The 24,397-nt window shown below is 43.6% G+C and carries 22 protein-coding genes; 3 read left to right on the top strand and 19 right to left on the bottom strand.

Going from position 1 to position 24,397, the window contains the following annotated elements:
- The 4 genes from JHD45_RS20990 to mdlC form a co-directional block, all read right to left on the bottom strand.
- Window positions 1-619: hypothetical protein (locus JHD45_RS20990; RefSeq protein ID WP_199478511.1), on the bottom strand; the 619-nt coding region annotated here is incomplete at its 3' end.
- A 302-nt stretch (window positions 620-921) separates the two neighbouring features.
- A complete protein-coding gene (locus JHD45_RS20985; RefSeq protein WP_199478509.1) occupies window positions 922-1,896 on the bottom strand; it encodes a ketopantoate reductase family protein in 975 nt (324 codons plus the stop codon).
- 60 nt (window positions 1,897-1,956) lie between these two features.
- Window positions 1,957-3,408, bottom strand: coding sequence for an aldehyde dehydrogenase (locus JHD45_RS20980; protein WP_199478508.1), 1,452 nt, complete (start codon window positions 3,406-3,408; stop codon window positions 1,957-1,959).
- A gap of 112 nt (window positions 3,409-3,520) precedes the next feature.
- Entirely contained in the window at window positions 3,521-5,107 is a 1,587-nt protein-coding gene (gene mdlC, locus JHD45_RS20975) for a benzoylformate decarboxylase (protein ID WP_199478507.1), read from the bottom strand.
- Between the two features lie 101 nt (window positions 5,108-5,208).
- Between mdlC and JHD45_RS20970 the strand changes: the two genes are divergently transcribed.
- Window positions 5,209-6,105 (top strand): LysR family transcriptional regulator, encoded by an 897-nt coding sequence (locus tag JHD45_RS20970; protein WP_199478506.1) that lies wholly within the window; start codon window positions 5,209-5,211, stop codon window positions 6,103-6,105.
- Window positions 6,106-6,110: 5 nt separating this feature from the next.
- Here JHD45_RS20970 and JHD45_RS20965 read toward each other — a convergent pair whose 3' ends face one another.
- From JHD45_RS20965 to JHD45_RS20950, 4 genes are all read right to left on the bottom strand, one after another.
- Complete coding sequence (locus JHD45_RS20965; RefSeq protein ID WP_199478505.1) at window positions 6,111-7,289, bottom strand: multidrug effflux MFS transporter; 1,179 nt, start codon at window positions 7,287-7,289, stop codon at window positions 6,111-6,113.
- 129 nt (window positions 7,290-7,418) lie between these two features.
- Window positions 7,419-8,714: an MFS transporter gene (locus JHD45_RS20960; RefSeq protein ID WP_199478504.1), complete on the bottom strand. Its 1,296-nt coding sequence runs from the start codon at window positions 8,712-8,714 to the stop codon at window positions 7,419-7,421.
- Window positions 8,715-8,818: 104 nt separating this feature from the next.
- Window positions 8,819-9,754 carry a carbon-nitrogen hydrolase family protein gene (locus JHD45_RS20955; RefSeq protein ID WP_199478503.1) on the bottom strand — a complete coding sequence of 312 codons (936 nt, stop codon included), beginning with the start codon at window positions 9,752-9,754 and terminating at the stop codon, window positions 8,819-8,821.
- A complete protein-coding gene (locus JHD45_RS20950; RefSeq protein ID WP_199478501.1) occupies window positions 9,744-10,760 on the bottom strand; it encodes a carbon-nitrogen hydrolase family protein in 1,017 nt (338 codons plus the stop codon). Before JHD45_RS20950 ends, JHD45_RS20955 begins: the two co-directional genes overlap by 11 nt.
- 251 nt (window positions 10,761-11,011) lie before the next feature.
- Between JHD45_RS20950 and JHD45_RS20945 the strand changes: the two genes are divergently transcribed.
- Window positions 11,012-11,905, top strand: coding sequence for a LysR family transcriptional regulator (locus JHD45_RS20945; protein ID WP_199478499.1), 894 nt, complete (start codon window positions 11,012-11,014; stop codon window positions 11,903-11,905).
- Between the two features lie 24 nt (window positions 11,906-11,929).
- On the opposite strand, the gene JHD45_RS20940 is transcribed toward JHD45_RS20945, so the two are convergent.
- The 11 genes from JHD45_RS20940 to JHD45_RS20890 all read right to left on the bottom strand — a co-directional run bounded on the left by JHD45_RS20940 (window position 11,930) and on the right by JHD45_RS20890 (window position 23,359).
- Window positions 11,930-13,162: a methyl-accepting chemotaxis protein gene (locus tag JHD45_RS20940; RefSeq protein ID WP_233407976.1), complete on the bottom strand. Its 1,233-nt coding sequence runs from the start codon at window positions 13,160-13,162 to the stop codon at window positions 11,930-11,932.
- A 5-nt stretch (window positions 13,163-13,167) separates the two neighbouring features.
- On the bottom strand, window positions 13,168-15,231 hold the full coding sequence (locus tag JHD45_RS20935; RefSeq protein WP_199478497.1) for a methylmalonyl-CoA mutase family protein: 2,064 nt from the start codon (window positions 15,229-15,231) through the stop codon (window positions 13,168-13,170).
- Complete coding sequence (locus JHD45_RS20930; RefSeq protein WP_199478496.1) at window positions 15,228-16,193, bottom strand: Pnap_2097 family protein; 966 nt, start codon at window positions 16,191-16,193, stop codon at window positions 15,228-15,230. Before JHD45_RS20930 ends, JHD45_RS20935 begins: the two co-directional genes overlap by 4 nt.
- A gap of 1 nt (window position 16,194) precedes the next feature.
- Window positions 16,195-17,481 carry an MSMEG_0569 family flavin-dependent oxidoreductase gene (locus tag JHD45_RS20925; protein ID WP_199478495.1) on the bottom strand — a complete coding sequence of 429 codons (1,287 nt, stop codon included), beginning with the start codon at window positions 17,479-17,481 and terminating at the stop codon, window positions 16,195-16,197.
- A gap of 11 nt (window positions 17,482-17,492) precedes the next feature.
- Entirely contained in the window at window positions 17,493-17,780 is a 288-nt protein-coding gene (locus tag JHD45_RS20920) for an MSMEG_0570 family nitrogen starvation response protein (protein WP_199478494.1), read from the bottom strand.
- Window positions 17,771-18,763, bottom strand: a complete 993-nt coding sequence (locus JHD45_RS20915) for a sll0787 family AIR synthase-like protein (protein ID WP_199478493.1) — start codon at window positions 18,761-18,763, stop codon at window positions 17,771-17,773. The genes JHD45_RS20920 and JHD45_RS20915 overlap by 10 nt, the downstream gene beginning before the upstream one ends.
- Window positions 18,744-19,376 carry an MSMEG_0567/Sll0786 family nitrogen starvation N-acetyltransferase gene (locus JHD45_RS20910; protein WP_199478492.1) on the bottom strand — a complete coding sequence of 211 codons (633 nt, stop codon included), beginning with the start codon at window positions 19,374-19,376 and terminating at the stop codon, window positions 18,744-18,746. The genes JHD45_RS20915 and JHD45_RS20910 overlap by 20 nt, the downstream gene beginning before the upstream one ends.
- Window positions 19,363-20,517 (bottom strand): MSMEG_0568 family radical SAM protein, encoded by a 1,155-nt coding sequence (locus JHD45_RS20905; protein WP_199478490.1) that lies wholly within the window; start codon window positions 20,515-20,517, stop codon window positions 19,363-19,365. Before JHD45_RS20905 ends, JHD45_RS20910 begins: the two co-directional genes overlap by 14 nt.
- Window positions 20,474-21,514, bottom strand: a complete 1,041-nt coding sequence (locus JHD45_RS20900) for a Nit6803 family nitrilase (RefSeq protein WP_199478489.1) — start codon at window positions 21,512-21,514, stop codon at window positions 20,474-20,476. Before JHD45_RS20900 ends, JHD45_RS20905 begins: the two co-directional genes overlap by 44 nt.
- A gap of 14 nt (window positions 21,515-21,528) precedes the next feature.
- Entirely contained in the window at window positions 21,529-22,011 is a 483-nt protein-coding gene (locus JHD45_RS20895; RefSeq protein ID WP_199478487.1) for an MSMEG_0572/Sll0783 family nitrogen starvation response protein, read from the bottom strand.
- Window positions 22,012-22,435: 424 nt separating this feature from the next.
- Window positions 22,436-23,359, bottom strand: a complete 924-nt coding sequence (locus JHD45_RS20890; RefSeq protein WP_199478486.1) for a carbon-nitrogen hydrolase family protein — start codon at window positions 23,357-23,359, stop codon at window positions 22,436-22,438.
- 113 nt (window positions 23,360-23,472) lie between these two features.
- Between JHD45_RS20890 and JHD45_RS20885 the strand changes: the two genes are divergently transcribed.
- The gene (locus tag JHD45_RS20885; RefSeq protein WP_199478484.1) at window positions 23,473-24,390 is read left to right on the top strand and encodes a LysR family transcriptional regulator; all 918 of its coding nucleotides are present in this window, start codon (window positions 23,473-23,475) and stop codon (window positions 24,388-24,390) included.
- Window positions 24,391-24,397: the final 7 nt, after the last annotated feature.

The raw sequence follows: 24,397 nt of genomic DNA, 5'->3' as shown, positions 1-24,397 counted from the left end.
TTTTTTCCACCAAAGAAATCATTTCTTTTAAAAGATAAAAAACATGATCTGTACTTGGAATAATATCATTAACATCATTCGCGCTCAGCACTCCCGAAATCAAACTCAAAAAGCTCTCTTGAAAATAATGAGACGGGGCTTTTTCATGTAATATTTTTGCATCCAAGTACGGTTTCACCAAAGGCAAATAAGAAGAATCAATATGCGGCTTTAAAATAGCATTGGACTTAGATAAAAATATTTTTTTTGATATTGCTATTTTATGATATGGAATGAATAATGTTTTTAATTCAACCCCATCAGACGTTTCAATGGAATAGAACTCACTGGAACGACAAAAGAAAGCCGATCCGGTTGAAAATTCAAACTGATCAAACTGACGCTCTAAAAAGCACTGACCAGACGTAACCGACGTCATCACTATCCCATCTTGCGCGGAATATAAAGGACGATGAGTGACGCGATGTCGTGGGGCTTTAATGTTACAAATAGTCAGTTCTCCTAAGCGTTTCTCTTCCAATCCACCTTCAAACTGACTGTCATTTTCAGTAATGCACTCAAGATTCAAAATAGAGCGAGATACACGTCGCTCAAATTCGCTTAATGTCATAGAATTCATGATTTACTTCTCTTAAAACATTTATTAAATAAAGCAATAAATGTACCAAAAAAAATCACATGAAAATAAAAATAAACCATTGAAATACAATAACTTTTTATTATTATGATTAATATAATATAGTCCCCCATTGGGGTGAGTGATATTAGCGCATTTTTAGTGCAAGAAAGTAACACTATGACCTAAATAGTGCCAAGGAATCCCATTTTCTATAATGCACTCAAATAAAAAACCACCTTACTATTGATCGAATAAGGTGGTTTTTTATTTAACCGTTAACAAGCGCTAGCGCAATCGAAAAATTACGCTTTTTTATTTTTGGCAACTTGTTCTGAAAGTTTAACGAGCTGTGCCAAGGTGCGATTAACAGGAGCATCTAGCCCAACCTTCTCCGCTGCCGCGACAATTGCACCATTTATGGCATCGATTTCCGTCGCTCGTGCCGCTTCGATATCTTGCAACATAGAAGGTTTATGGTTGGGATGCTCTCGCATAGCCATTTCCACATTGTTCCAGATATAACTTTCATCCAATGACACACCATTCGCTTGACCTGTTACAACGGTTTCATGTACCACGTTTCGCGCTAATGCTTTAAACGCTGGCGCTGGCGTCAAGCCACCAGGGGAAGAACCTGTGATCGAACAAATAGCATTCAAAGCGGCATTAAAAGCCACTTTTGACCAGATTACCGTCATAATCTCAGGGTCAATACTGGTCGTCAGTGACGCCTCATTAAACATTTCTGATAAATCGGTCAACCAAACAGGGTTGTTAAGAGTTGAATCCATAATATGAGAGCTTGATGGCCCGTGTGAAGCCACATGACCAGCCCCTTTTAAATCCGCAGGAACTAACGTGGTACCAACAACAATGCGATCAGGATTGACAAATTGCCCAACTCGCTCAGCATTACCAAGGCCATTTTGTAGAGATAAGACCACCGTATTATCCGTCAGAATATGACGAATAGATTCCATAGCGCTCATGGTATGCATGGTTTTAGTGAAAAGCACCACCAAGTCAGCTGACCGATTGACGTCTTTCGCTAAGGCTGCTTTTGCCGGCATTTCATACAAACCATCGTCGGTTTCAAGAATCACACCTCGTTGATTGATTGTCGCAATTTGCTCTGAATTGACATCCACAAATGTCACTTGATGGCCCGCTTTCATCAGCATTCCACCAAAGTAACACCCCATTGCTCCCGCTCCAACCACCACTATGTGTGGTTGTTGGCCAAATGCCCCATGGTTTCTAACAGACTGAGTCGGCATTCTGCATTACTCCTAAATCAATAAAATGGCCGTCGCATGACGGTCATTTAGATAACCTAATTAAATTGGATAATGTCTTGGTCCCATCTGAACCGTCATCCAGCGTAAATCTGTAAATTCTTCGATACTTGCGGTGCCACCAAAGCGACCATAGCCGCTGTTTTTCACGCCACCGAACGGCATTTGCGGTTCATCATGTACCGTTGGCGCATTAATATGACAGATACCGCTTTGGATTTTTTTCGCCACTTTCATCGCGCGCGCTATGTCTTGGCTAAACACCGCGGCAGAAAGGCCATATTCACTGTCGTTTGCCACACGAATTGCCTCAGCTTCGTCTTTCACTCGCATCATTGCGACAATCGGCCCAAAGGATTCTTCACTATAAATGCGCATTTGCGGGGTAACATGGTCAATAAGAGTCGCTTGCATTACAACTCCCTCTGCTTCGCCACCGCTTAGTGGCTTAGCGCCTTTACTGACGGCATCCGTTAACAGACTATTTAATTTATGCCCAGCCTCTTCAGAGATTAGGGTTCCCAAGGCGTTCTGACTGTCCAAAGGATCACCGGCTTTTAAGCTTGCCGCTTTGGCGGCCAGTTTTTGTGCAAACTCATCCGCCACACTGTCCACAACAATCAAGCGCTCAGTTGACATGCAGATTTGTCCTTGATTGAAAAAAGCACCGAATGCGGCGGCTTCCACAGCAGCATCAATATCTGCATCTTCCAAAACAAGGAATGGCGCTTTGCCGCCTAGCTCTAGCAGCACAGGTTTAATATGATGCGAAGCTCGCTCAGCGATAATACGGCCGACCGCCGTTGACCCTGTAAAGTTAATACGACGCACTTCAGGCGCATCGATTAACGCTCCGACTACCTCAGATGCATCCTCTGGCGCATTCGTAATGACATTCACTATGCCATCAGCTAAGCCCGCTTCAACCAACACCTGCCCAATCAAATGATGTGTCGCCGGACACTGTTCAGAAGCCTTCAAGATAACGGAGTTACCACAGGCAAGCGGCATCGCGATGGCCCGTGTTGCCAATATAATTGGTGCATTCCATGGCGCGATTCCCACCACAACACCACAAGGCACGCGCACCCCCATAGCAAGATTGTCAGGTACATTAGAAGGAATAACATTTCCGCCTATTTGGCTAGTCAGAGAAGCGGCCTCTCGTAACACTCCTGCCGCCACCATTACATTAAAACCAGCCCAAGTGGGAGTGGATCCGGTTTCTTCTACCATACAAGCAATAAATTCGTCTTGATATGACTCCATCAGATCGGCGGCTTTCAATAACAGAGACCGGCGCGTTCCAACACTGGATTCGGACCACGTTTCAAACGCCTTAGCCGCTGCAGCAACGGCTGCTTTCGCATCTTCTACAGAGGCCGCCGAGGCTTCTGTGACCGCCTGTTTACTTAACGGATTACAGCGCTGAAAAGTGGCACCGTTAGAAGCTTTTACCGCTTCGCCTGCAATCAAAAGTTGACGTGTTTTCATAATACACCTTACTCATTTTGTTAGATTTATTTTTCGCTGTGGTTACAATCATTTAAGTTTGTTACGCGGTGTCAAATACATTCCTCCCAGTAGACAACCTAAAAAACCGTTATCAAGGTTCAATGGTGGTCGTCGGTACTTCAATCAACATAGGCTTTTTAGCTGCCAAAGCATTTTGCAAGGCCGTTCTAAATGCTTCGCGAGTGTTCGTTTCGATGGCTTCGACACCATATCCCTTAGCAATCGCACAAAAATCCAACCCTGGCACATCAAGGCCTGGGGAAGTCTCAGCGTCCAACAAACGAGAGAACCAACGCAACGCACCATAGGTTCCATTCTTCAAAATAATGAACACCACAGGTACGTTATATTGAGCTGCAGTCCATAAAGCGGTAATGCCATAGTTAGCTGAACCATCACCAATCACTGCGATAACTTGACGATCTGTCGCCAGCTGTGCGCCCACCGCAGCTGGCAAACCAAAACCCAAACCTCCTGATGCAGGGAAGAAGTAACTGCCGGGATAACGCATTTCAACTCGTTGCCAAAACGCCGTAACGGTAGACGTGGACTCTTTGACATAAATAGCATCTTTTGGCGCGAATTCATTTAGATCATCAAACACTTCTTCTGGCGCTAGTGGTCCTGCTGTTGTCACAGGATAAGGTGTTGGAAAAGGTAAAGCTTGAGGCATCGGCCGCGCTGTAGGCTCGATGTGTGCCAAAATACCTTCTAACATGGCCGTAATATCCGCAATATAAGCGCTCCCCATTGGAGCTCGTGCTGCTTCTTGTAGATCACAAGTAATATGCACTAGCTCAGCACCCTCTGGTAAATAGCGACCCGGTGCATGTTGGTGATAACGGAAAACCGGCGCCCCAATAACAATAATCAGATCGTGTCCTGCTAGCTTTTGTGAGATACCAGCAATCGCAGCGGGTAACGCCCCTCTAAAGCTAGGGTGGCGATTTGGAAACGGACAACGCGGTGCCGAAGGCGCTACCCAAACGGGCGCGGCAATTCTTTCAGCCAATTCAACCGCAAGCTCATTGGCTAAGTAAGCATCCACATCTGGACCTAATACAAGAACAGGATTATTAGCTTGATTAATACGCTGGGTTAACAACGATAACTGCTCTGGAGAAGGTGAACCCGCTGTGGTGACATCGCGTTCGGCTAACAACATAGCATCATCTTCAATTTCTTGATCCCAGTCGTCATGAGGGATAGAGACGTACACAGGCCCTTTTGCTGGCTGATTTGCCATGTGAATGGCCTGGCTAATCGCTCTTGGCACATCACCAGACCAAGATGGCTCATAGCTCCATTTAACTAAGGGTTTTGGTAGTTGCGCCGCATCCACATTAGATAGCATGGCTTCAACACCAATGAGGGAGCGAGCTTGCTGTCCAGCGGTAATAACGAGCGGAGAATGGGAATACCATGCGTTCGTCAATGCCCCCATGGCATTACCAGAGCCCGATGCCGCATGTAGATTTACCAGAGAAGGTTGACGACTTACTAAAGAGTAACCATCGGCTATCCCAACTACCACGCCTTCATGAAGTGCAAGTATGTATTCAAAGTCTTCTGGGAAATTTTTTAGAAAAGGCAGTTCGTTTGAACCTGGGTTACCAAAGACTTTAAACATGCCATGTTTACGTAATAAGGCATAGGTTGTTGAGTGTACTGTTTTCATAGACCTGCTCTCAGAGAAAATTCAAGATTGATTTACCTTAGCTCGCCTGCTTTAATTGAACAAATCGATATTTTTTCTAATAAAAATAGATACTATTTATTATGTCTAACATTGATCTGAACCTTATTCGCACCTTTGTGATTCTGTATGAGACACGGAGCGTCACAAAAACCGCCGATCAGTTATTCGTTACGCAGCCTTCCGTTAGCTACGCGCTGTCCCGATTACGCGATCTATTCAAGGACCGTCTTTTCATTCGCAATAAAAATGGCATGGAACCTACGGCAATCGCTCAACAGCTATACGAAGAACTGAGTCATTCTTTAAGTATGATAGAAAACACCGTTGCTAATGTTCAGACGTTTGATCCTGCGGTCTCTCATAAACGCTTTCGCGTAGCCATGACAGATTTAGGAGAAATGGCGCTATTGCCTGCGATTGTGGCTCGTCTTCAAATCGAAGCGCCCAATATTGAAATGAAAGTCATTCCACTGGAAATAGACAAAGTCGACGAGTGGATGTCTTCAGGAAAAGTTGACGCGGTTATTTGTAGCCGTCCCTTAGAGGGGCCTCACATACAACGGTATGCTCTTTTTGAAGAACACTATGTCTGCGTCCTCCACAACCGTTATGCCCTACCATCGAGTACGCTAACGATGGAATGCTTTATGGCACACAAACATACGCTAGTCACTCATAACCTAGGCCATGGAGCCTCAGAAGAAGTGCTAGCCCAAATGGGAGTAAAACGCAAAATCAGCCTAGAAGTGTCACACTTTTTGATCCTGCCTTCCGTATTAGCAAAAGCCGACTTAATGGCCATACTCCCCTATCGCATTGCACTTTTTTTTGCTGAAAATAATCAATTGACCCTTTACGATTTGCCTTTTGAGGTCCCCACCTTTGAGGTTGCCCTACATTGGCAATCACGTCACAACGAATCCGTCTCCCATCGTTGGTTTCGCGAACTCATTATGAATGCACTTTCAGAGCCATAATATTCTTATTTAAAGCCTTTGCGCTCCTCTGATCGGTTACATTCTAATGTAGTCTGTTTGTTAGAAAGTCGAAACAGTAAAAACGAAAGGAAAATCAACATAGGAATAACAGTGGTAACCGCATGTGTATAATCATCAAATAAAGACGTCACACTTAAAGAACCAATAAAGCCACCGCCTATTTGAAAAGTCCCCAGTAGTGCCGATGCAGCCCCTCTAGCGTCCGGCGTATAACTAAAACCTTGTGCAATCATACCAGGGTTAACCATCGCATTACCAAAGGCTAGAAACGACAGCCCCACAATGAGCAAAGCTGGTGAAACATCAATGAGACCAAATTGAATAAAATAAATGACGGCACCGATGGAAACAACGACGTAACCAATACGTGCAATAACAACCCCATTCCACTTAGTTAACAACTTACGTGTTAAAAAGGTACTAATGCCAAAGGAGCCAGCTTGAGACATCATCATCAAGCCATAATTCACAGGTGACACATGAAACCGATCAATAATGATGAAAGGTAATGCTGTTGATAAGGTATACACGCTCGCTGTGATCAAGCCAATTGACAGAATTGGAAATAGAAATCCACGTCGCTTAATAATCGAAATATACACACTTACCGATTTTTCATTGCTCTTGTGCTTCATCTCTGGGGCTAATGTTTCTTGCAAAAAAACATATACAACAAGAAAAGAACACAGTGATAGCAAGCATAAAACGATAAACACACTTCGCCAGCTAGCTGACTCTAATAACAAACCGCCAAAAAATGGTGCCATAGCAGGTGCAACAATCAATATCAGTGATGTGAGATTAATAAGTTTTGCCGCCTCTTGACCAGCGTATAGATCAAATATAAGCGCCCTTGCCAAAACAACACATCCTGCCGCCCCCACACCTTGTAAAAACCGCCCAACCATCAATAAATCAATATTTGAGGATACAATACAAAACATGCTTCCAATGAAATATAAGATAAGTGATATAAGTATGACAGGACGACGCCCTTTATAATCTGAGATTGAGCCAGAAATAAGCTGACTAAACCCAAAAGTCATTAAAAAAATCGTTAATGATAAGCCAATCATGCTAGAAGAGACCTGTAATTCTTTGGCAATAATTGGCATGGCAGGGGTATAAAATGAGATACTTAGTGGACCTAAGCACGCTAGCATTGCGCACACTCCAGCTAAATATCCTCCATGTAAATCGTTTTTTATTTTCAAAATACAATTCGTTAATAAGTTAATGATGGGGTAACTATAGGCTTTTATTCAGTAACCTAATCAAGATATTTTTATCTCTTAGTTTCGCAAATCTAATATCCTGGCCATTAAAGCCCCCATAATAAGCCCAATTCCTATCACTGTAATTCCATAGTAGACATTACCCATTGACGCACTCACAAATCCGATAATAACCGGACTCAACATACCCGCCAGAATATTACCAATATTTATTAAAGCGATTGTGCCACTATTCTTATCTCCCTTAAAATAAGCCGTCGGTATCGTCCAAAATACCGTAATCGCACCACTTATACAGAAGTTTGCTAGTGATAAAAGCATTAGATTTAAAGTTAGGTTTTGGCTGACAAATAAGGATGTAATAAATGAAACACCTGCCACAAGACAAATAACTGAGAAGATGCTTTTAGGCTTGTTAAATTTATCTGAAATATAACCATAGAAAATAAAACCAAGGCAGCCGAAAAGAGAAGGAATGGCTGATAACCAACCGATACTTATAAGGCTATCTACCCCTAAGGTTTTAATCATAGTAGGTAGCCAGAAGCTAATCGCATAGCCACCCGACGTGGCAAAGAAAAGCATCAACAGAAATACCGCAGTATTTTTGTCTTTAAGAGCATGCAGAATTCCTGACTTCTCATGCAGCGCAAGTTTTTCTTTTGCTAACTCAGCTATTAAAAATTCCTTTTCTCTATCTGATAGCCATGATGCATCTTTTGGCTTATCGACGATAATAAAATAAGCAATGATGCCCACAACCACCGTTGGCAATCCTTCAACAGGAAATAACCACCTCCAACCACTCAGCCCCATATAGCCGTCAAATGTTACCATTACCCAACCTGATAATGGTCCACCAATCATTATTGCGACGCCTGTTGCCAGCATAAACAAACCTGTGGCACTTCCTCGCTTATGAACAGGAAACCAATTTCGAATATGAAGTAACACAGCTGGTAAACATCCCGCTTCAAATGCTCCCAATATGAAGCGCAAGACATACAATTGATTAGCGCTGTTCACAAACATGACAAGTGAAGATGTTATCCCCCATAAAAATGTTATTCTTAACAATGTTTTTCTTGCACCAATTCGTGGAAACAGCATTGATAAAGGAAATTCGAAAATCAAATAAGATAATGAGAAAATTCCTGCTGCAATGCCAAACTGCGTATCACTTAAGCCAAGCTCATTTTTCAATTGGATATGCGCATAGCCTATATTGACTCTATCTAAGAAGGACAATAGAAATATTAGAAATATGATGGGCATTATTCTTAATGTTAATTTTCGATACAATCTTGATTCAAACGAGCCTGAATTGACTCTATTTAAAACTGTCGCTTCCATATCATTCACTCTTTATGAAAATTAAAAGAATAGTTAAAGGCGGCTCAAATACATTTAAGCCGTCCTTCTTCTGATTTCAGATTTATTTAAAAGGGTAAAACGAGTTATCGATGGAGATGTAAGCTTAATACATCCGGCCGGGCAGATTGCCCAACCACATCTGTTGCCGCTTTCGCAGAGATAATGAAATCCCGTTTCAATTCTGCGTACACCAGCCCCTCTTCTGATTCGGGCAAGTCAGTACTTATCTTACTGCCGTCGGGGCCATAAATGGCGGCAGCGCCGCCGCCAGGACAAATCTCAGATAATCCCATCATGCTAATTTTTTCAGGATCATTACCTAGTAAATCAATTACATGCTGATCATTCACGGCAGTGGGAGCAATCACAAAACACCCTCCCTCTAGGGCATAAACACTGTTTATTGAAGAAGTCATCATTGGGCTCGTTGCATAGCGAACACCTCTCCCTAAACTCAAGGCTGGCCAACTAGCAACATGAATTTCTTCATGCTGAGCAAACAAAGCATACTTTGAAAGTGGTTGAATGTGTTCCCAGCAACATAAAGCTCCCAAGCGCCCAAGTTCAGTATCTACTACAACTAAATCGTGTCCGTTTCCTTCCGCAAACAAAGAGCGCTCAGTCCCAGATGGCTTTAATTTACGGCGGTTAGCAACGATATTACCGTGATTATCGATTGTCATTTGTGACATGTATAAGCTGCCACCAGAGAGCTCAGAATAACCAAAAACCACATAAATATTGGCTTCTTGTGCTGCTGTACAGAGCTGCATAATCTCTGGACACTCTTGCGTAAACGAACTGCGACGATATTGTTCGACAAACTGCAGACCCCAGCCCGGGGAATCTAACCAGATCCACCATGGGTAGCCTGGTGCCCACAACTCTGGGAAGGCAATAAGCTCAGCACCATTTACTGAAGCTTGCTGAATCAATGAAATTGCTTTATCAATGCATTTTTTGGTATCGAAATATTGACTGGCAGCCTGAACTGCTGCCACTTTTATATTATTTTTCATCGTCGGCTCCTTGCTTATCATCTAATGCCTCAACCTCTTCATGAACGACAAATGTTGAATGTGAAGATAAATCTAGTTTTAAGCCTACGATGTCTGGCCTTGCCCAATGCCCCAATGTATCGGCCGAGGTCTTAGCGTAGTGCAGCATGTTAAGATCTATTTCTGCGGCCAAAACGCCTTCAAAGCTTTCTTCTTCATATGAGCACATCGGCTCTCCATCCGGAGAAAAAATCATCGAACGTCCTCCGCTTTTTTCCTGCCCTAAATACGTCATAACCTCTCGCCGTTCAGGGGAGTCACACACTCGATTAACCATTAGTTCATCGGCAACCATAGTTGAGACCAATGTAAAAGCTTGGCCTTCAACTGCATATAACTGACTTGCCATAGCCGCTGCATCAGGGCCGGTTCTGAAAGCTTTTCCTCTTAACATGCTAAAGGATGGCCAAGAAGCAATATGTACTTGCTCTTGCTGGGAGTACATTGCAGTTTTAATGAGAGGTTGATAGTGCTCACCACAACATAAAGCACCAATACGACCCAGCTCTGTTTGCTGAACTTTTAGCCCAGAACCATCTCCTTCACCGAAAATATGGCGTTCTGTTCTTGCCGCTTTTATCTTACGTCGATTGAGTAATACTTCTCCGTTACTACCAATAATGGCTTGCGAAATATAAAGCGTGTAATGCTCGCGCTCACAATAGCCAAAAACAATTATCATATTGTACTGCTTAGCCGCCTCTTTAATGATCTGAATTTCGGGACCATTAACCTCGATGGCACTGTTGAAATAATCAATCATAAACTGTCTTTGCCAAGCCATCCCCCCTAACCAAACCCACCAGGGATAACCAGGACACCAAAGCTCAGGAAAAGCCAGCAGTTTAACGCCTTTCTGAGCAGCCTCTTCGATTAAAGCAAGCGATTTGGCTATTGTTTTTTCCTTATCCAAATAGATAGGTGCCGCCTGAACAACTCCTGCTATATATTTATCTGTAAGACTCAAATGCACACCTCAAATTTAGAACTTATTTCACATGCTTTCGAGTATAAATTTATTTTTTATAAATCAGTTATTCTTTATGCGCATAACCCTAAAAAAACAAAACCGACCAATTTTGGAACAAAATTAATTTCAACGCACCAAATAGATGCACAAAAAAATAAAAGCAAAAACTTGCAAACCTAATATCAAAAAATTGATGGCATATTTATTGCTTTTAAAAAGATTCACACTTTGATATAGGAATTTAAGAATTGGACATTGGCGCACATCAGCTACGCTATTTCAAAGAAGTGGCACGTCATAAGAGCATTAATAAAGCGGCTAAAATATTACACATTAGCCAACCTACGCTTAGTCGAAGAATGCAAAATTTAGAAATTCAAATGCGTACAACTTTATTTATCAGATCCCCCAAAGGAATTGAGCTGACAGATTCGGGCAATGAACTTTTTAAACTTGCTTATGCGATTAGTGGTACGTTCTCTGGTCTTCAACATGGACAAAGTGACACAGTTTCAGTAAAAGAAGATCTATACAGTATTGGTATTGCACCATCTTTAAGCAATTTAATTTTACCAGAGCTGTTCAAACTTATAGGAGATAACCAATCAAGGTTTCCTATGAAGGTTCAAGAGGGCACGACTTTAGGGTTAAGCAATCTAATAGACGATGGCGAAATTATTGGTGCGTTAATATCAGGGTACATAAGCCCTGCTAAATATGATTCAGTTAGGTTATGGGATGAGCCACTCTATTATATATATCCTACTAATAAAGAGTTAGAAGTACCTCTTATTGTCAGCTCTCAAGACCATTTAATTCGAGATATAATTAAAAATAACGCCAGAGTATATAAAGATAAAGGTACCCCTAACCATGAAATATATTCAGCTCCAAATATTATCACCCTAATAAAGAATGGCCTAGCCCGGTCTGTGTTACCCTACTCTATCGCTTATGAACATTTCGAAAATGAAAACATAGTTTTCCATAAGCTCGAAGGTATCAGATTAACTAGGTATTTTATATGGTCAAAAAGCACTAAAAATCGAACAGAAATACCATCCATCATATCCTTAATTTCTAGCGCTATTGACTCAATTATTGATCGAAGAAATGAAAATGAAATTAGAAAATTACTTTAATTAATATTTTCTATAAACACACACCTATGAACTTTGCAAAATCTTATTAACAAAAACTGTTGCTTTATCCCTTAGATTTTTAGCTTGACTGTTAAGAGATTTAACAGATCTACTCATCTGTAACGCTTCATCATTGACATTTTTAGCTTGATGAAAAATTTCACTGGAACACTGTTTAGCATCTTCAGCTTGATGAACCAGTCTCTTTAAACTATCTCGGATATTATTAGTCGACTCTCTTTGAACCTGAACATCGTCAGCTACTTCTTGAGAGATATTATTAATCTGATTAATAATCACCGAAGTACTTTCTAACCCTTTTATTGTTTGCTCTATTGTGATGCGAACCAATTCAATTTGATCCGAAATACTGTCGGTGGCTTGTGATGTTTGTGACGCCAAATTTTTTACTTCCGACGCCACTACAGCAAAACCGCGCCCTGCTTCGCCAGCTCGGGCTGCTTCAATCGCCGCATTCAAGGCCAATAAGTTAGTTTGATCCGCGATGGATTTTATTAAGCCAATCACTTCACCAATATTTACTGCCGCAGACGACATTTTCTGAATCAAGGCATCAGAACGCTCAGCTTCTTCGACCCCCGTTAAAGAAGCGTCCGTTGCTTGAGAGATTTTGTTAGAGATCACTTGCGACCCTTCCCAAAGCTCACTAACCGAGGTTGAAAGCGTTTGAATGTTACGTGCTGAGGTGTCGGTTATCTGTGAGGTTCGCTGGGCCTCTTTTAGTGTTGTTTGAATCGCTGTCACTAAATGTTCAGATGACGCATTGAGGTTGGCTGCAGAATCATTAATATCATTGGCAACACTTTCTACATCGTCTTTAAATTGATTGGTAAAACCTTCCAGCAGTTCTTTATTTTCCAAAATTGAAATGGTGTACGGTGTCTTTCCAACCATACTTAACGTCACAATGGCGGATGTAGTAAAAGTGCCTCCATCTGCTTTTTTATAGGTTAAGCCTCCCCGCCAATATTGATATTTTTTCAGCTGGACTTTGCCTTCTTCCATCATTTCATCACGGGTTCTGCCCCCTGGCTGAACCTCGTTTAAAATCGTAGTAAGGTGTTTACCTTTTAACTGAGAAGCCGATGTATAGCCCAATGCCTTCAACATGGCGCTGTTCACAAAGGCTAAACCTTTATTTCGGCCTGACCCTAAGCAATTAATAAAAGCGGGAGACGATAGGTTTTCAATCACTTGATGACCAAGAGCTTGATGAAAAAAAGAGTTTACTTTCATATCTATCATCCTCTAACACTACATTGCGAGCTAAGACTGACATTGATTTTTAACGAATTAATAAGAATCGTTAACAGCTTAGCAGCGATATCATTGAGACTATTCCTTGCCGTAAAAACAGCATCAACACCTATCTTTTCTAAGACGTTTTTGTCTGAGATAGGAATCACGCCACCGGCAAAAATGGGGCAATCATCGCGGACAGTTTGACTAATTTGTCTGATAAAAGGGATATGTGCTCCTGATAAAATCGACAAGCCAATCCCATCGTATAAGTGCATCGAATCTTGCTGGATAATGTCGTCAATGCTTGAGAAAACTGGCAGGTAATCCACTTCTATACCAAGATCTCGAAGGAGTGAGACAATGACTTTTGCACCACGATCGTGGCCGTCTAACCCTACTTTAGCTATCAGAAATCGGAGTGGTCGACCTAACTGGTTAGACAAGGTTTGATAGCGCTCAACTATATCAATATCAAGATGAGTACAAAATGAGACCACTTCGATATGTTCTGATTTTTTATAGCGAGATTGTTCATCTGTTAGTGCTTTGATACATTCCCCAACTGTCGCTCTGACTCTGATTGCAGCAATAGTAAAAGGCATCAGGTTTTGCTGAGTTCTCGCCGCGGCTTGTAACGCCTGCAAAGCATGTTTAACAACACCATCATCTCGTTTTAATTTTAACTGAGCGAGTTTTTTTGTTTGTTGCACGCGCGTTTTATCTGATGCAATCACTCGTACATTTTGGGAAGATGCTAGCGTACTTAGATAGCAATTTTTACCCACAATCTTTTTGTTTAACGCTTCTTCATCTATGGCAGCTTGTAAGGCTTGTTGGTGGATAAAATCGGCTAATTGGCCAGATGTCACCAACGCCAAAACACCACCTTCAGCCTCTATGTTGATTTGTAAATTTCGCACATACTCGATCATGCTTTGGGTCGCACTTTCCATCATGTAGGAGCCTCCCCAAGGATCAACTACATCGCCAATGCCCGTTTCATGCTGCAAAATTAGCTGGGTATCAAGAGCCACATTACTGGCTTGATCCGAAGGTAAAGAAATCGCTTCATCATAAGAATTGGTATGTAGGGATTGTGTCCCACCAAACACGCCCGCCATCGCTTCGACAGTAGTGCGAACGATATTATTGAGTGGTGAGCTTTCGGTCAGTGATACACCCGAGGTCTGGCAATGCATTTTCAAGCGTTTCGCACTGTCAGAATGAATGCCAAATTCGTCTAATAATTCGCTCCATAATAAGCGCGCCGCTCTTAGCTTTGCGACCTCCTTATAGAAACTCATGCCAAGACCAAAGAAAAAGCTCAAGCGTTTAGCAATGAATTCAAGGTCAATGCCTTGCTGCCGGAAGTGAGTTAAATATGCCCGCGCATTGGCCATCGTTAAGGCGAGCTCAAGCTCTGGTGATGCTCCCGCTTCTTGAAAGTGATAACCCGAAATCGACATGCTGTTAAAGCATGGCATTTGTTCAGCACAATAGGCGACCACATCGGAGACCACACGCATGGAAAAATCCGGTGAGTGGATGTATGTATTGCGAGCAATGTATTCTTTAAGAATATCATTTTGAATGGTCCCGCTAAGCTTATCCGGTGAAACACCCTGTTCTTCAGCAGCCACAATAAAACACGCCATAATAGGCAACACGGCACCATTCATCGTCATCGACACACTGACTTTGCCAAGATCAATGCCATCAAATAGCACCGCCATATCCTCGACTGAATCAATGGCAACGCCCGTTCTGCCCACGTCAGCAGAGGCCTGAGCATGATCCGAATCAAAGCCTAAATGCGTGGGCAAATCAAACGCCACCGATAGGCCCGTTTGCCCTTGTGACAAGGCGCGCTTAAAAAATGCATTGGTTTCCAGAGCTCCTTCGAACCCTGCATATTGGCGAATCGTCCAAAGTTTTTGTTGATACATTTTTTCATAAGATCCACGCACAAATGGTGCTTTGCCATGAGCATTACGCCAAGAGCCAGCCGTTTCGGGTGCCACCGAATACACTCCTTCAATCTTTTCAAATGAAGCCACTTTCATGATTCTGCCCCCACATTTGTGGAGCGTTTATCGGCTAAAGATTGACTGCCACCTTGCTTCTCTTGAAACTTAGCGAGAGGATGATCCATATAACGTTTTCGAGTGAGGACATTGGCGATCAAAGCATGATCTGATTGACGATAAAGTCGTCCATAATGACTCAGCACCGATGTCTCTCTATCTGTAGATGGCCTGGCATACAAGTTGGCTTCTATTCCATCATCTAAATTGATATTGCCATAGTAGCAAATGGTGCGCTCAACCGTTTGCCACAAGGCCAGGCTGTTTCGTTTAGAAGGATGATTTTGCCCTTGCAAATCAGATTGAAAAAAGCGCTCTGCGCGATCCATTACGGCTTGAAATTGCGCGAAATATAAAAAATCCGCGCCATTAAAATCCGCATAAGGGCAAGGTTGATAAACAAAAAATCCATTACCCATTGATAAGGCGTCATCAGGCAGGGCTCTCCCAGCTTTGTGCAGAGACATCATTTGGCTTGCCACCTCGCAGACAGACCAACTGCCCTTCGCCATTTCGCCACGAGCGGCACTTTGATTATTGCCAAGCTCGGATCGACTCACAAAACTGGATAACAATTCCACTTGAGCAATGCACTGCTCTTCGATATCAGATCCTTCAAGATAAAGATCATGACAACTATAAGAACGAGACAGTGAGACGCGCGTCAGATATGTCTTTATCCATAGTCGGCTGTTTTCAGTCACTAGATGTAATGCCGCATTACTGATTTTTACCACTAGAAACGCGGCGTACATATGCCGACCTTGTTGGTCGACAAAGTTTGGAGCAGGTAAATCAAGGCGCTTTGCCAACGCAAGCCAATGTTGATGACCACATTCTTTGAGTAGCCAGTTTTCACTTAAACCACCCAAGGATAGCTGTGGCATGCCAATAAAGTAGTCTTGCAAGACAGAAACGAAATCCATTGATTTTTCTGTCATATCAAGACACCTCAGACAAAGATTCAGTCAATTCTTTTTCTTCTACAGCCTGACGAATCACATTACTAAGATACGCCGCATCGGCCGCCACGCCAGAGAATCGTCCTGACCCCCAAGTGTACAACCAAGGCAAACCGATAAAATACACACCTTTTTCGTTTGTCACACCACGGCGATGCACTGGCGCGCCCATGCCGTTGAAAACAGGCAAATCAAGCCAAGAGAAGTCGGGAGAAAAGCCAATACACCAAATAATACTGGTGATGCCAGAAGCGGCTAAGTCCAAGTTTTCACGCTCCTCTTGTGGTTCCCAAACAGGCTGAAATGGAGATTCAACGGGGGCATCAATGCCATTTTTCTCAATATAAGCATCGATGCGTGCATTAATGTTTTTGTAGGTATCGTCAGCAGCGTTTAAGTTCGCCACTAGATTTGGTTTGAAAATCAATTGACCGTCCTGATAGTTTTCCATCAAACCAAACAGCTCCATACCTTCCAAGGCAAATTTACGCAAGTCAATTTCTCGGCCGCCATCGCGTCCTGTGACGTAGTGATTTGTGTTATCACGAACCCCTTCACGCAATGGGTGATCATCCACTGAAATTTTGTAGTAGCCCATATCATCAAGCCACTCCACCACATCTTTTCCACGATATTGGCGTGCCACACGCGGAGCATTGCCCGTTGCAAGAAACACTTTTTTACCATCAATATGCAAGTCTTCAGCAATTTGCGCCCCGGATTGACCGGACCCTACCACCAGTACCGCACCATCAGGCAATTGCTGTGAATTTTTATATTGGTTGGAGTAAATCTGAAGTACGCTTTCTGGAATGCGTTCTGCCATGCGAGGAATAATCGGCTTCAAGTAACCACCAGAGGCAACCACCACTTGGTCACTGGTAAACTCCCCTTTTGTGGTAACTACATGGAATTGACCGTTATCCAGTTTACTGACTTTTTCAACACTCACGCCTTCCAAAATCGGTGGTTGAACTTTGGCCGCGAAACGATCCAAATAGCCAATAATCTCTTCTCGCTTCATAAAGCCTTTTGGATCATTTCCATCATAAGGATGGTTTGGCAGTTCACATTGCCAGTTAGGTGTCACCAAGGTGAAGGAATCCCAGCGTTGGGTTTTCCAACTGTGCATCATGGTATTTTTTTCAAAAATCAGATGGTCAATGTCTTGCTCTTGCAAGCAAGCACTCATGGACAAACCGGCTTGACCACCGCCGACAATTAATACGGAATAATGAGTGGCTTGGCTGTTTTGTGCAGTAGACATAATAGTTTCCTCTAATCGATAAATCGTGTAACTTTCACAGATGCATTAGGTGTTGTTTCATAGCTGGCGCAGCGTGTCTTGATGACACCGAGCTGATCCATGGCACTGGAACAGGCATAGCCAAAACGCTCACGAACACGATTACTCGCCGCGTTGAGCGCTGTTTCGCTGGTCGCTAAAAATTCGTTTAATGGATAATCCTTTCCCACACTAAAGTGCTCTTTAATGACACTGGATGGGGAGTAACAGGCTTCGGTTTTACCATCCGGCCAAACCACTTCAAATTGCACTACAGGCATAACATCCTCTCTTCTTCACGCGAATCTTGCTTGTCTTGTCGAAAACCTAAAAAGGCCGCTTGTCTAAAGTCCCAAAAGGTGACATTTTGACCTTCGTCTATCACCTCTATGGAGGGTCGATCTGTTACTTGGCCAATCGCGGCAGCATGAATGTCTCGACACTGAAACAGCGTCACCACATCATCTACCTTGTCTACTGGGCAAGTCATAACAAAACCAAAACTTGGGAAAGCGCACAGCCAATCTGACCAACTAACTTGATCAGGTTTGGGAATCTGCTTTAAAAACACATCCGCACCTTTTTGTGAGCAATCCATAAACATAGCTAAGGTGCCCAACAGTCCCGCTTGGCTGATGTCTTTACAGCCTGTTATCCAGCCTTTTTCAGCCAATCGCGGCAGTAATTCAAGGTCGCCTCGCAAACGGTCAGCGGGGGCGTTCGTCGTGGCATTCCAATTAAGATACGGCGCGCGAAAAGCGCCCCGCTGATCCATCGCAACCACAATGGCATCCCCTGTATTGGCATCGAAACTGGTTAACACTTGATTGGCATGACCCAAAATCGAAACAGCTAACTGTGTGGTTTTGCTGTTATGACTGGTATGACCTCCAACAACGGGCACTCCATAAGTCGTAGATGCTGCGTTCATACCCGCAAAAATTTGTGAACTGACTTCGTCCTGCGCACTCCACAAGGCATTCACCACCGCTTTTGCTCGACCGCCCATGGCAGCAATATCGCTGACGTTAACCATGACGCCACACCAACCTGCAAACCAAGGGTCCTCTGCGACAAAATCTGGCAGAAAACCTTCTATCGCAAATAAGTCATAACCGTTGGCGCTTTTCAGCACCGCTGTATCATCGCCATTTGAAAAACCCGACTCATTGCGCTTTTCAAATGAAGATATAACAGGCGCTAAAGCAACCTTTGATACCACACCAGGGTAGTTACGAACGGTCTCAATAAGTTGTTGAAGCATAAGACGCCTCCCCAACACCGTGCGCTAGATCGGATTTGATCAGGTTTGGCTCTAAGCCCAACAAATACGGGCTGACTTCTGTCGCCTTAACTGGTCGACCAGAAACCCAAAAGCCTAAAGATGGCTGGCTCAATGGTGGATAATGCTCAAGATCGGCCTGCATTTTGGCGTGCTTCATGCCATGAATATCTTGATACCCTGTCGTTGCCCAGTGCAGCCGTTTAAAGAGCACTTCATTCTGTTCTTGCACCGCTGCTAGAAAAGTATGACAACCTAAAGTATTGGCACTTGACACAGCAAGGCGAATCAAACTCGCGCCCAACACTCCTTGCCGACGAAAGGCTTTTTTCACTGCCAAACGAGAACCCCACCACAGTCCTGGTTCAGGTTGATGAATCCGCACGGTGCCCACCACTTCTTCTGGCATCCCTAAAATTGACGTGGTGACAATCAATGGCTGCGCAATACGATCAATATCATCTCGATCATGCTCTTTGAACAGGCCTTGCTCTTCGCAGAATACTTCACGACGAATGCGATTGGCTTGCTCTCTTTCCCAAGCATTCGTCGCCCATTTCACTTGGAATACACGACCTTGTTTAGACAGTGACATCGGCAGCCTCCTTTTCAAATCGAGAGAGAGACGAGCAAGCACCACAACGGGCACAGCCGGCTTTCACCTTGTCAGAAGTCATATCGAGGCTCACTAATTCTTGTGCTAAAGGTTGCAATACCGCTTCCATAAAAGCGGCCGTAGGCGCAGGGCGATCTTCTAGCGGCGTACCGGAAATCGGTACAAAGGGCACCACAAAAGGATAAACGCCCATAGCAACCAGCTTGCGACAGGTGCCGATAATCGTTTCTTCCGTGTCACCAAGGCCTGCCAGAATATAAGTACTCACTTGGCCTCGACCAAACACCGCCACTGCGTCCTCAAAGGCTTGAAAATACTCTTCCAAAGACACTTCAGATTTACCCGGTGTGATGGTTTTGCGTAACTCAGGGGTAATCACTTCTAAATGCATACCTAACGAGTCAATGCCCGCGTCTTTCATGCGTTGATACCAAACAGGATCTTTCGGTGGCTCGCACTGACCTTGAATGGGCACATCAACCACGGCTTTAATACCTTTGGCGCTTTCACACATGACTTTTGCCCCACGATCTGCACTCGCTGGCGTACCTGTGGTCATGACAATATGTTTGATACCATCTAATTCCACCGCCGCTTTTGCCACTTCGGCTAATTGTTGCGGTGTTTTATGAGCAATGGTGCGCCCTGCTCTTAGCGACTGACCAATTGAGCAAAACTGACATGCTTTACGACGGCTTTCGTAACGAATACACGTTTGTAATACCGTGGTGGCAAGCACATCGGTGCTGTGCAAGGTAGCAATATGTGAATAGGGAATGCCATCAGCAGTGGATAATTTGTAAAACTCAGGGTCTATGGCAAAGGTCACATCGGCCAGCGGAATACTGTTCGATAACAATTGAGAGACAGGCTTATTCTGTGCTGCATCGGTTACCTTACCCATACTTTCATCAGACAAGGTAAACGGTGATGCCCATGCAGTTTGGGTATAAATCGGCACCATTAACGTCGTGCCATCCACTGTGATCGCTTGATGATCGGATGGACCCGCACCACCACGTCGGCTAACGTGCTCCTGATCCAACGAGGTCAAACGCAAGCCTTTAGTTTGTAAATCAGTTAGGAATTGAGATGCTTTCATTTTCAGTTGTGTCGTCATGTAACTCTCCTCCATTGAATGATTCAGGTAACACTGAGGTACGAAAAGTGTCTGACATAGACTGGGGCAAACCAGCAACGTATTGCGATACTTGAGCGTTCATTTGTAAGCTCAAAAGCTCAGGACGCGCATAGTGCCCAACGGAATCCATCATGCGTTTGCGCTTGTCGATCAAACGAAAATCCAAATCCGCATAGATAAAACCTTCGCCTTGAGTCATGGGTGGAACAAGGTGCTTGCCCTCTGGAGAAATGATCGCGGTATTGCAGCCATCTCTTAGGGCTTTTTGCATGGCTGGATCTGGAGTGATGCTTTGAATTTGTTCCTCTGTGAGCCAGCCGGTGGAATTGATCACAAAACAGCCAGACTCTAAGGCATGATGACGAATGGTGACGTCCATTTGTTCACCAAAAATAGGGCCAACTAATGATCCAGGAAATTGCGCACAATGAATTTGTTCATGCTGTGCCATTAATGAGTAACGCGCCAATGGGTTGTAATGCTCCCAACACGCTAAAGCACCAATTCGACCTACTGCAGAATCAACCACTTTTAAACCAGAGGCATCACCTTGCCCCCAAATCATGCGTTCATGATAAGTCGGTGTGATTTTGCGACGCTTCAGAATCAGCTCGCCAGTTTTATCGAACACCAATTGAGTGTTGTATAAGCTGCCGTTGTCACGCTCATTCACACCGACGACGACCACCATTTGACACTCTTTGGCTTTGTGACCAATGGCTTCTGTTGTCGCACTTGGTACAACAACGGCTTCTTGGTACAAACGTAGATGCTCTGGGCCTTGGCTAACAGGCGGTAGCACAAACGAAAAATAAGGGTAATAAGGCATGAAGGTTTCAGGAAAAACGATGAGCTCTACACCGCTCTCAGCCGCTTCATCAATCATATTCAGTACTTTGCGCAGCGTACCGGCCAAACTCTCCAAATCAGGAGAAATCTGGGCGGCCGCGGCACGAACGATTGGGTAATCACTCATCGCCGCGGCTCCTATTACATTGTCCAGGTATCAATGATCAACGCATTATCACGACGATGCAGAAGTTTAAGATCCAATACATCCAATGGATTAATCGGTCTAATGCCTTCAATTAAAGAGCGTTCGCCGTGGCCATAAAGCGCTTGCAGAGCAAAACGACACGCGTAAACTTTCCCGCCTTCTGCCATGAATTTTTTCAACTGATTGTTGAAGTTCATGTGGCCTGGGAACGCTTCATCACCCAAAGTAGGAAAACCACGTTGTACCCCCAAATTCACCCCAGGGCCGTAAAGTAGAATGCTGGTTTCGTAACCTTTACGAAGTAGACGAGTGGCCTGCAGCATATTCACAAAACCAATGGAACCTTCAAACGCAACCGTATGAAAAGTCACTAAAGCTTTTTCACCCGCTTCTGCTTTTACGTCTTCAAACACTTTCTCTTCGTAATCAACTAAGAAGTCACCATCTTTGTTCAGTGCGTGTGTTACTTCTGGCATGTTATTCTCTCCGTTCAAGTTATTGTGCGTAGGAAACCGATGTGTTCAATTTCAACTTGAGTATTGCAACCGGAGTGCCAATGATTGCTTTTAAAAAAGCAATCAATATGCGATAAAGCAAAACATGATTGACAAAAATCGCGAGAATTTTTTTTATCATAGACAAAAATAGGCTTTAGGCTTGATTATTTCTGGCTCCTGCTTCGCACTATAAAGTTTCATTATGTCTAGAAAGTCACCAATTGAGTGCAAAAAAGCGAAAAACAAACAACAATCAATTCATCAAGAAGCGAAACACTGGTAGAGGTATTTGCCAAAAAAACGGTATAAAAAGAAGTGGTAAACACTTTCAAAGAAGAGTTAGAAAGGAGTAAAAAAAGGCAGATTCACAGAACCCACCTCTCAATGAACATTGTTGATTAGACTATTTCTGGAACACCACACCGAACTTTGGGCGCTCATCCACCTTAAGCTCAAAAATGTCTGGACGCGAGTAATGACCGGACACATCCAAGTCATAACGAGCCTTAGGAATATCCCCGAGATCAATCGACGCACTGAGCAAACCTTCTTTATCCTGCAATGGTCCAGCAAGAACATTGCCCATAGGATCGACAATAATACTGCCCCCACGAATTAAACGGCGTTGGTTATCCCAATGAGGGACATCAATAGCAAGTGCTTCTGGCGAAGGCTGAATCTGACACGCACTCACCACAAAACAACGGCCTTCGTGACCAATATGTCGCATGGTACTTTGCCAGATATCCCGCTCATCCACCGTAGGCGCGCACCAAATATCTACACCTTTGGCATACATGGCAGCACGCAATAACGGCATATGGTTTTCCCAACAAATAGCGCCGCCCAATCGCCCTGCTTGGCTTTCAACTACCGGTAAGGTTGAGCCATCTCCCTGCCCCCAAATAAGACGCTCTGTCCCAGTAGGCATGAGTTTACGATGTTTCGCTTCAAGGCCATTCTCGGGGGTAAAGTACAAAGATGTACAATAAACGGTGCTGCCACTGCGCTCAATCACACCAATCACAATCGCCGCTTTGGTTCTTGCTGATAACTCAGCTAAGGCATCTGTTTCTTCGCCAGGAACAGTCACTGCATTATCGAAATAAGCAGCAAACGTTTCACGACCTTCATCAATTCGATAACCTAAGTAAGTACCAAACGTTTCTCCTTTTGGGTAACCCCCCAGTAAGGCTTCCGGCATCACTACCAGTTTGGATTGAGATGCGATGATTTGCCCTTCAAACGATAAGATATGCTCTAAAGTGCGAGCTTTACCCTCTGGATGAGAACCAATTTGTAATGCAGAAACAACAAACACAGACATAAATACACTACCTCGTTAACGACATTTTCTTGATGAAAGTATTGGAGACAAAACCTCTATGCAGGGTAAAGTCTTTTGATACACTCCAACATCCCAATCCGTGACTAAGCATTATGAATGACATCAATATTTCATCGACTGACATTAATTTGTTAAAGGTATTTGAGGCCTTGTATATGGAAGGCAGTGCCAGTAGGGCGGCGAAAACACTTGGCCTCACACAATCAACGGTGAGTTCCTCTTTGCGCCGATTAAGAACACTTTATAACGATCGCCTGTTTGTAAGAGAAGGCAAGGGATTAGCACCAACAACTACGGCACATCAGCTAAAACCGCTGATTTTTGATGCTCTCGATAAAATTCGTGAAACCCTACAATTGGTCAATCACAACACCACCTGCTACCAAAACCGCACCATAGCAATTGGCTTATCCGACGACTTTGAAATTGCATTAGCTGATAAATTGATTGAAAAATTGTCCTTGGATGCGCCGTATTTACGCCCTATTTTTCGCCAAGCCTATAGCGCTATTGTGCCGGACTTATTGCAAGACAACGTTATTGATGTCGCCATCACTTCTGGCACAGGCAATAGTCGCTTTATTCGTCGTCAATTGCTGGGAAAAAGTCATTACAGCTGCATTATAAAGCACTATAATACTCAGCAATCTCAACCTCTAAGCTTAGAAGCCTATCTTAGCCTTGATCATGTTTTGGTGTCGTCTGCTGGTTACGTAGGCATTGTCGATAATACCTTGGCAAGAAATCATTTGAAGCGCCATATCATTGCTTCAACCACACATTTCGCTGCCTTGCCCTTTTTTCTACAACAAGAAAATCGTATCGCAACAATTCCAACCCACGCTGCAAACGCTCTAGAACAACTGAATGATTTTACTGTTTTAGCCTGCCCTCTTGAGCTAGAAAGCTACCCAGTTGAAGCGGCTTGGCGAGCAAAAGACGACCAAAGTCCGCTTATTCAAACCGTTGTGACTTCGATAAAAAGTGTGCTTGAAAGCATTTTGTCTTAACAAAGAA

Source organism: Marinomonas spartinae (assembly GCF_016461715.1).
GTDB lineage: Bacteria > Pseudomonadota > Gammaproteobacteria > Pseudomonadales > Marinomonadaceae > Marinomonas > Marinomonas spartinae_A.
This window is presented reverse-complemented; position numbering and strand designations above follow the sequence as displayed.

Bases quoted from the DNA above. Each gene is read 5' to 3' on its own strand.
- JHD45_RS20980 (WP_199478508.1), bottom strand. From the start codon at position 3,408: ATGAAAACACGTCAACTTTTGATTGCAGGCGAAGCGGTAAAAGCTTCT.
- mdlC (WP_199478507.1), bottom strand. From the start codon at position 5,107: ATGAAAACAGTACACTCAACAACCTATGCCTTATTACGTAAACATGGC.
- JHD45_RS20925 (WP_199478495.1), bottom strand. From the start codon at position 17,481: ATGTCTACTGCACAAAACAGCCAAGCCACTCATTATTCCGTATTAATT.
- JHD45_RS20955 (WP_199478503.1), bottom strand. From the start codon at position 9,754: ATGAAAAATAATATAAAAGTGGCAGCAGTTCAGGCTGCCAGTCAATAT.
- JHD45_RS20930 (WP_199478496.1), bottom strand. From the start codon at position 16,193: ATGACAGAAAAATCAATGGATTTCGTTTCTGTCTTGCAAGACTACTTT.
- JHD45_RS20965 (WP_199478505.1), bottom strand. From the start codon at position 7,289: ATGCTAGCGTGCTTAGGTCCACTAAGTATCTCATTTTATACCCCTGCC.
- JHD45_RS20905 (WP_199478490.1), bottom strand. From the start codon at position 20,517: ATGACGACACAACTGAAAATGAAAGCATCTCAATTCCTAACTGATTTA.
- JHD45_RS20895 (WP_199478487.1), bottom strand. From the start codon at position 22,011: ATGCCAGAAGTAACACACGCACTGAACAAAGATGGTGACTTCTTAGTT.
- JHD45_RS20890 (WP_199478486.1), bottom strand. From the start codon at position 23,359: ATGTCTGTGTTTGTTGTTTCTGCATTACAAATTGGTTCTCATCCAGAG.
- JHD45_RS20900 (WP_199478489.1), bottom strand. From the start codon at position 21,514: ATGAGTGATTACCCAATCGTTCGTGCCGCGGCCGCCCAGATTTCTCCT.
- JHD45_RS20970 (WP_199478506.1), top strand. From the start codon at position 5,209: ATGTCTAACATTGATCTGAACCTTATTCGCACCTTTGTGATTCTGTAT.
- JHD45_RS20935 (WP_199478497.1), bottom strand. From the start codon at position 15,231: ATGAAAGTGGCTTCATTTGAAAAGATTGAAGGAGTGTATTCGGTGGCA.
- JHD45_RS20940 (WP_233407976.1), bottom strand. From the start codon at position 13,162: ATGAAAGTAAACTCTTTTTTTCATCAAGCTCTTGGTCATCAAGTGATT.
- JHD45_RS20915 (WP_199478493.1), bottom strand. From the start codon at position 18,763: ATGCTTCAACAACTTATTGAGACCGTTCGTAACTACCCTGGTGTGGTA.
- JHD45_RS20885 (WP_199478484.1), top strand. From the start codon at position 23,473: ATGAATGACATCAATATTTCATCGACTGACATTAATTTGTTAAAGGTA.
- JHD45_RS20910 (WP_199478492.1), bottom strand. From the start codon at position 19,376: ATGTCACTGTCTAAACAAGGTCGTGTATTCCAAGTGAAATGGGCGACG.
- JHD45_RS20960 (WP_199478504.1), bottom strand. From the start codon at position 8,714: ATGGAAGCGACAGTTTTAAATAGAGTCAATTCAGGCTCGTTTGAATCA.
- JHD45_RS20985 (WP_199478509.1), bottom strand. From the start codon at position 1,896: ATGCCGACTCAGTCTGTTAGAAACCATGGGGCATTTGGCCAACAACCA.
- JHD45_RS20920 (WP_199478494.1), bottom strand. From the start codon at position 17,780: ATGCCTGTAGTGCAATTTGAAGTGGTTTGGCCGGATGGTAAAACCGAA.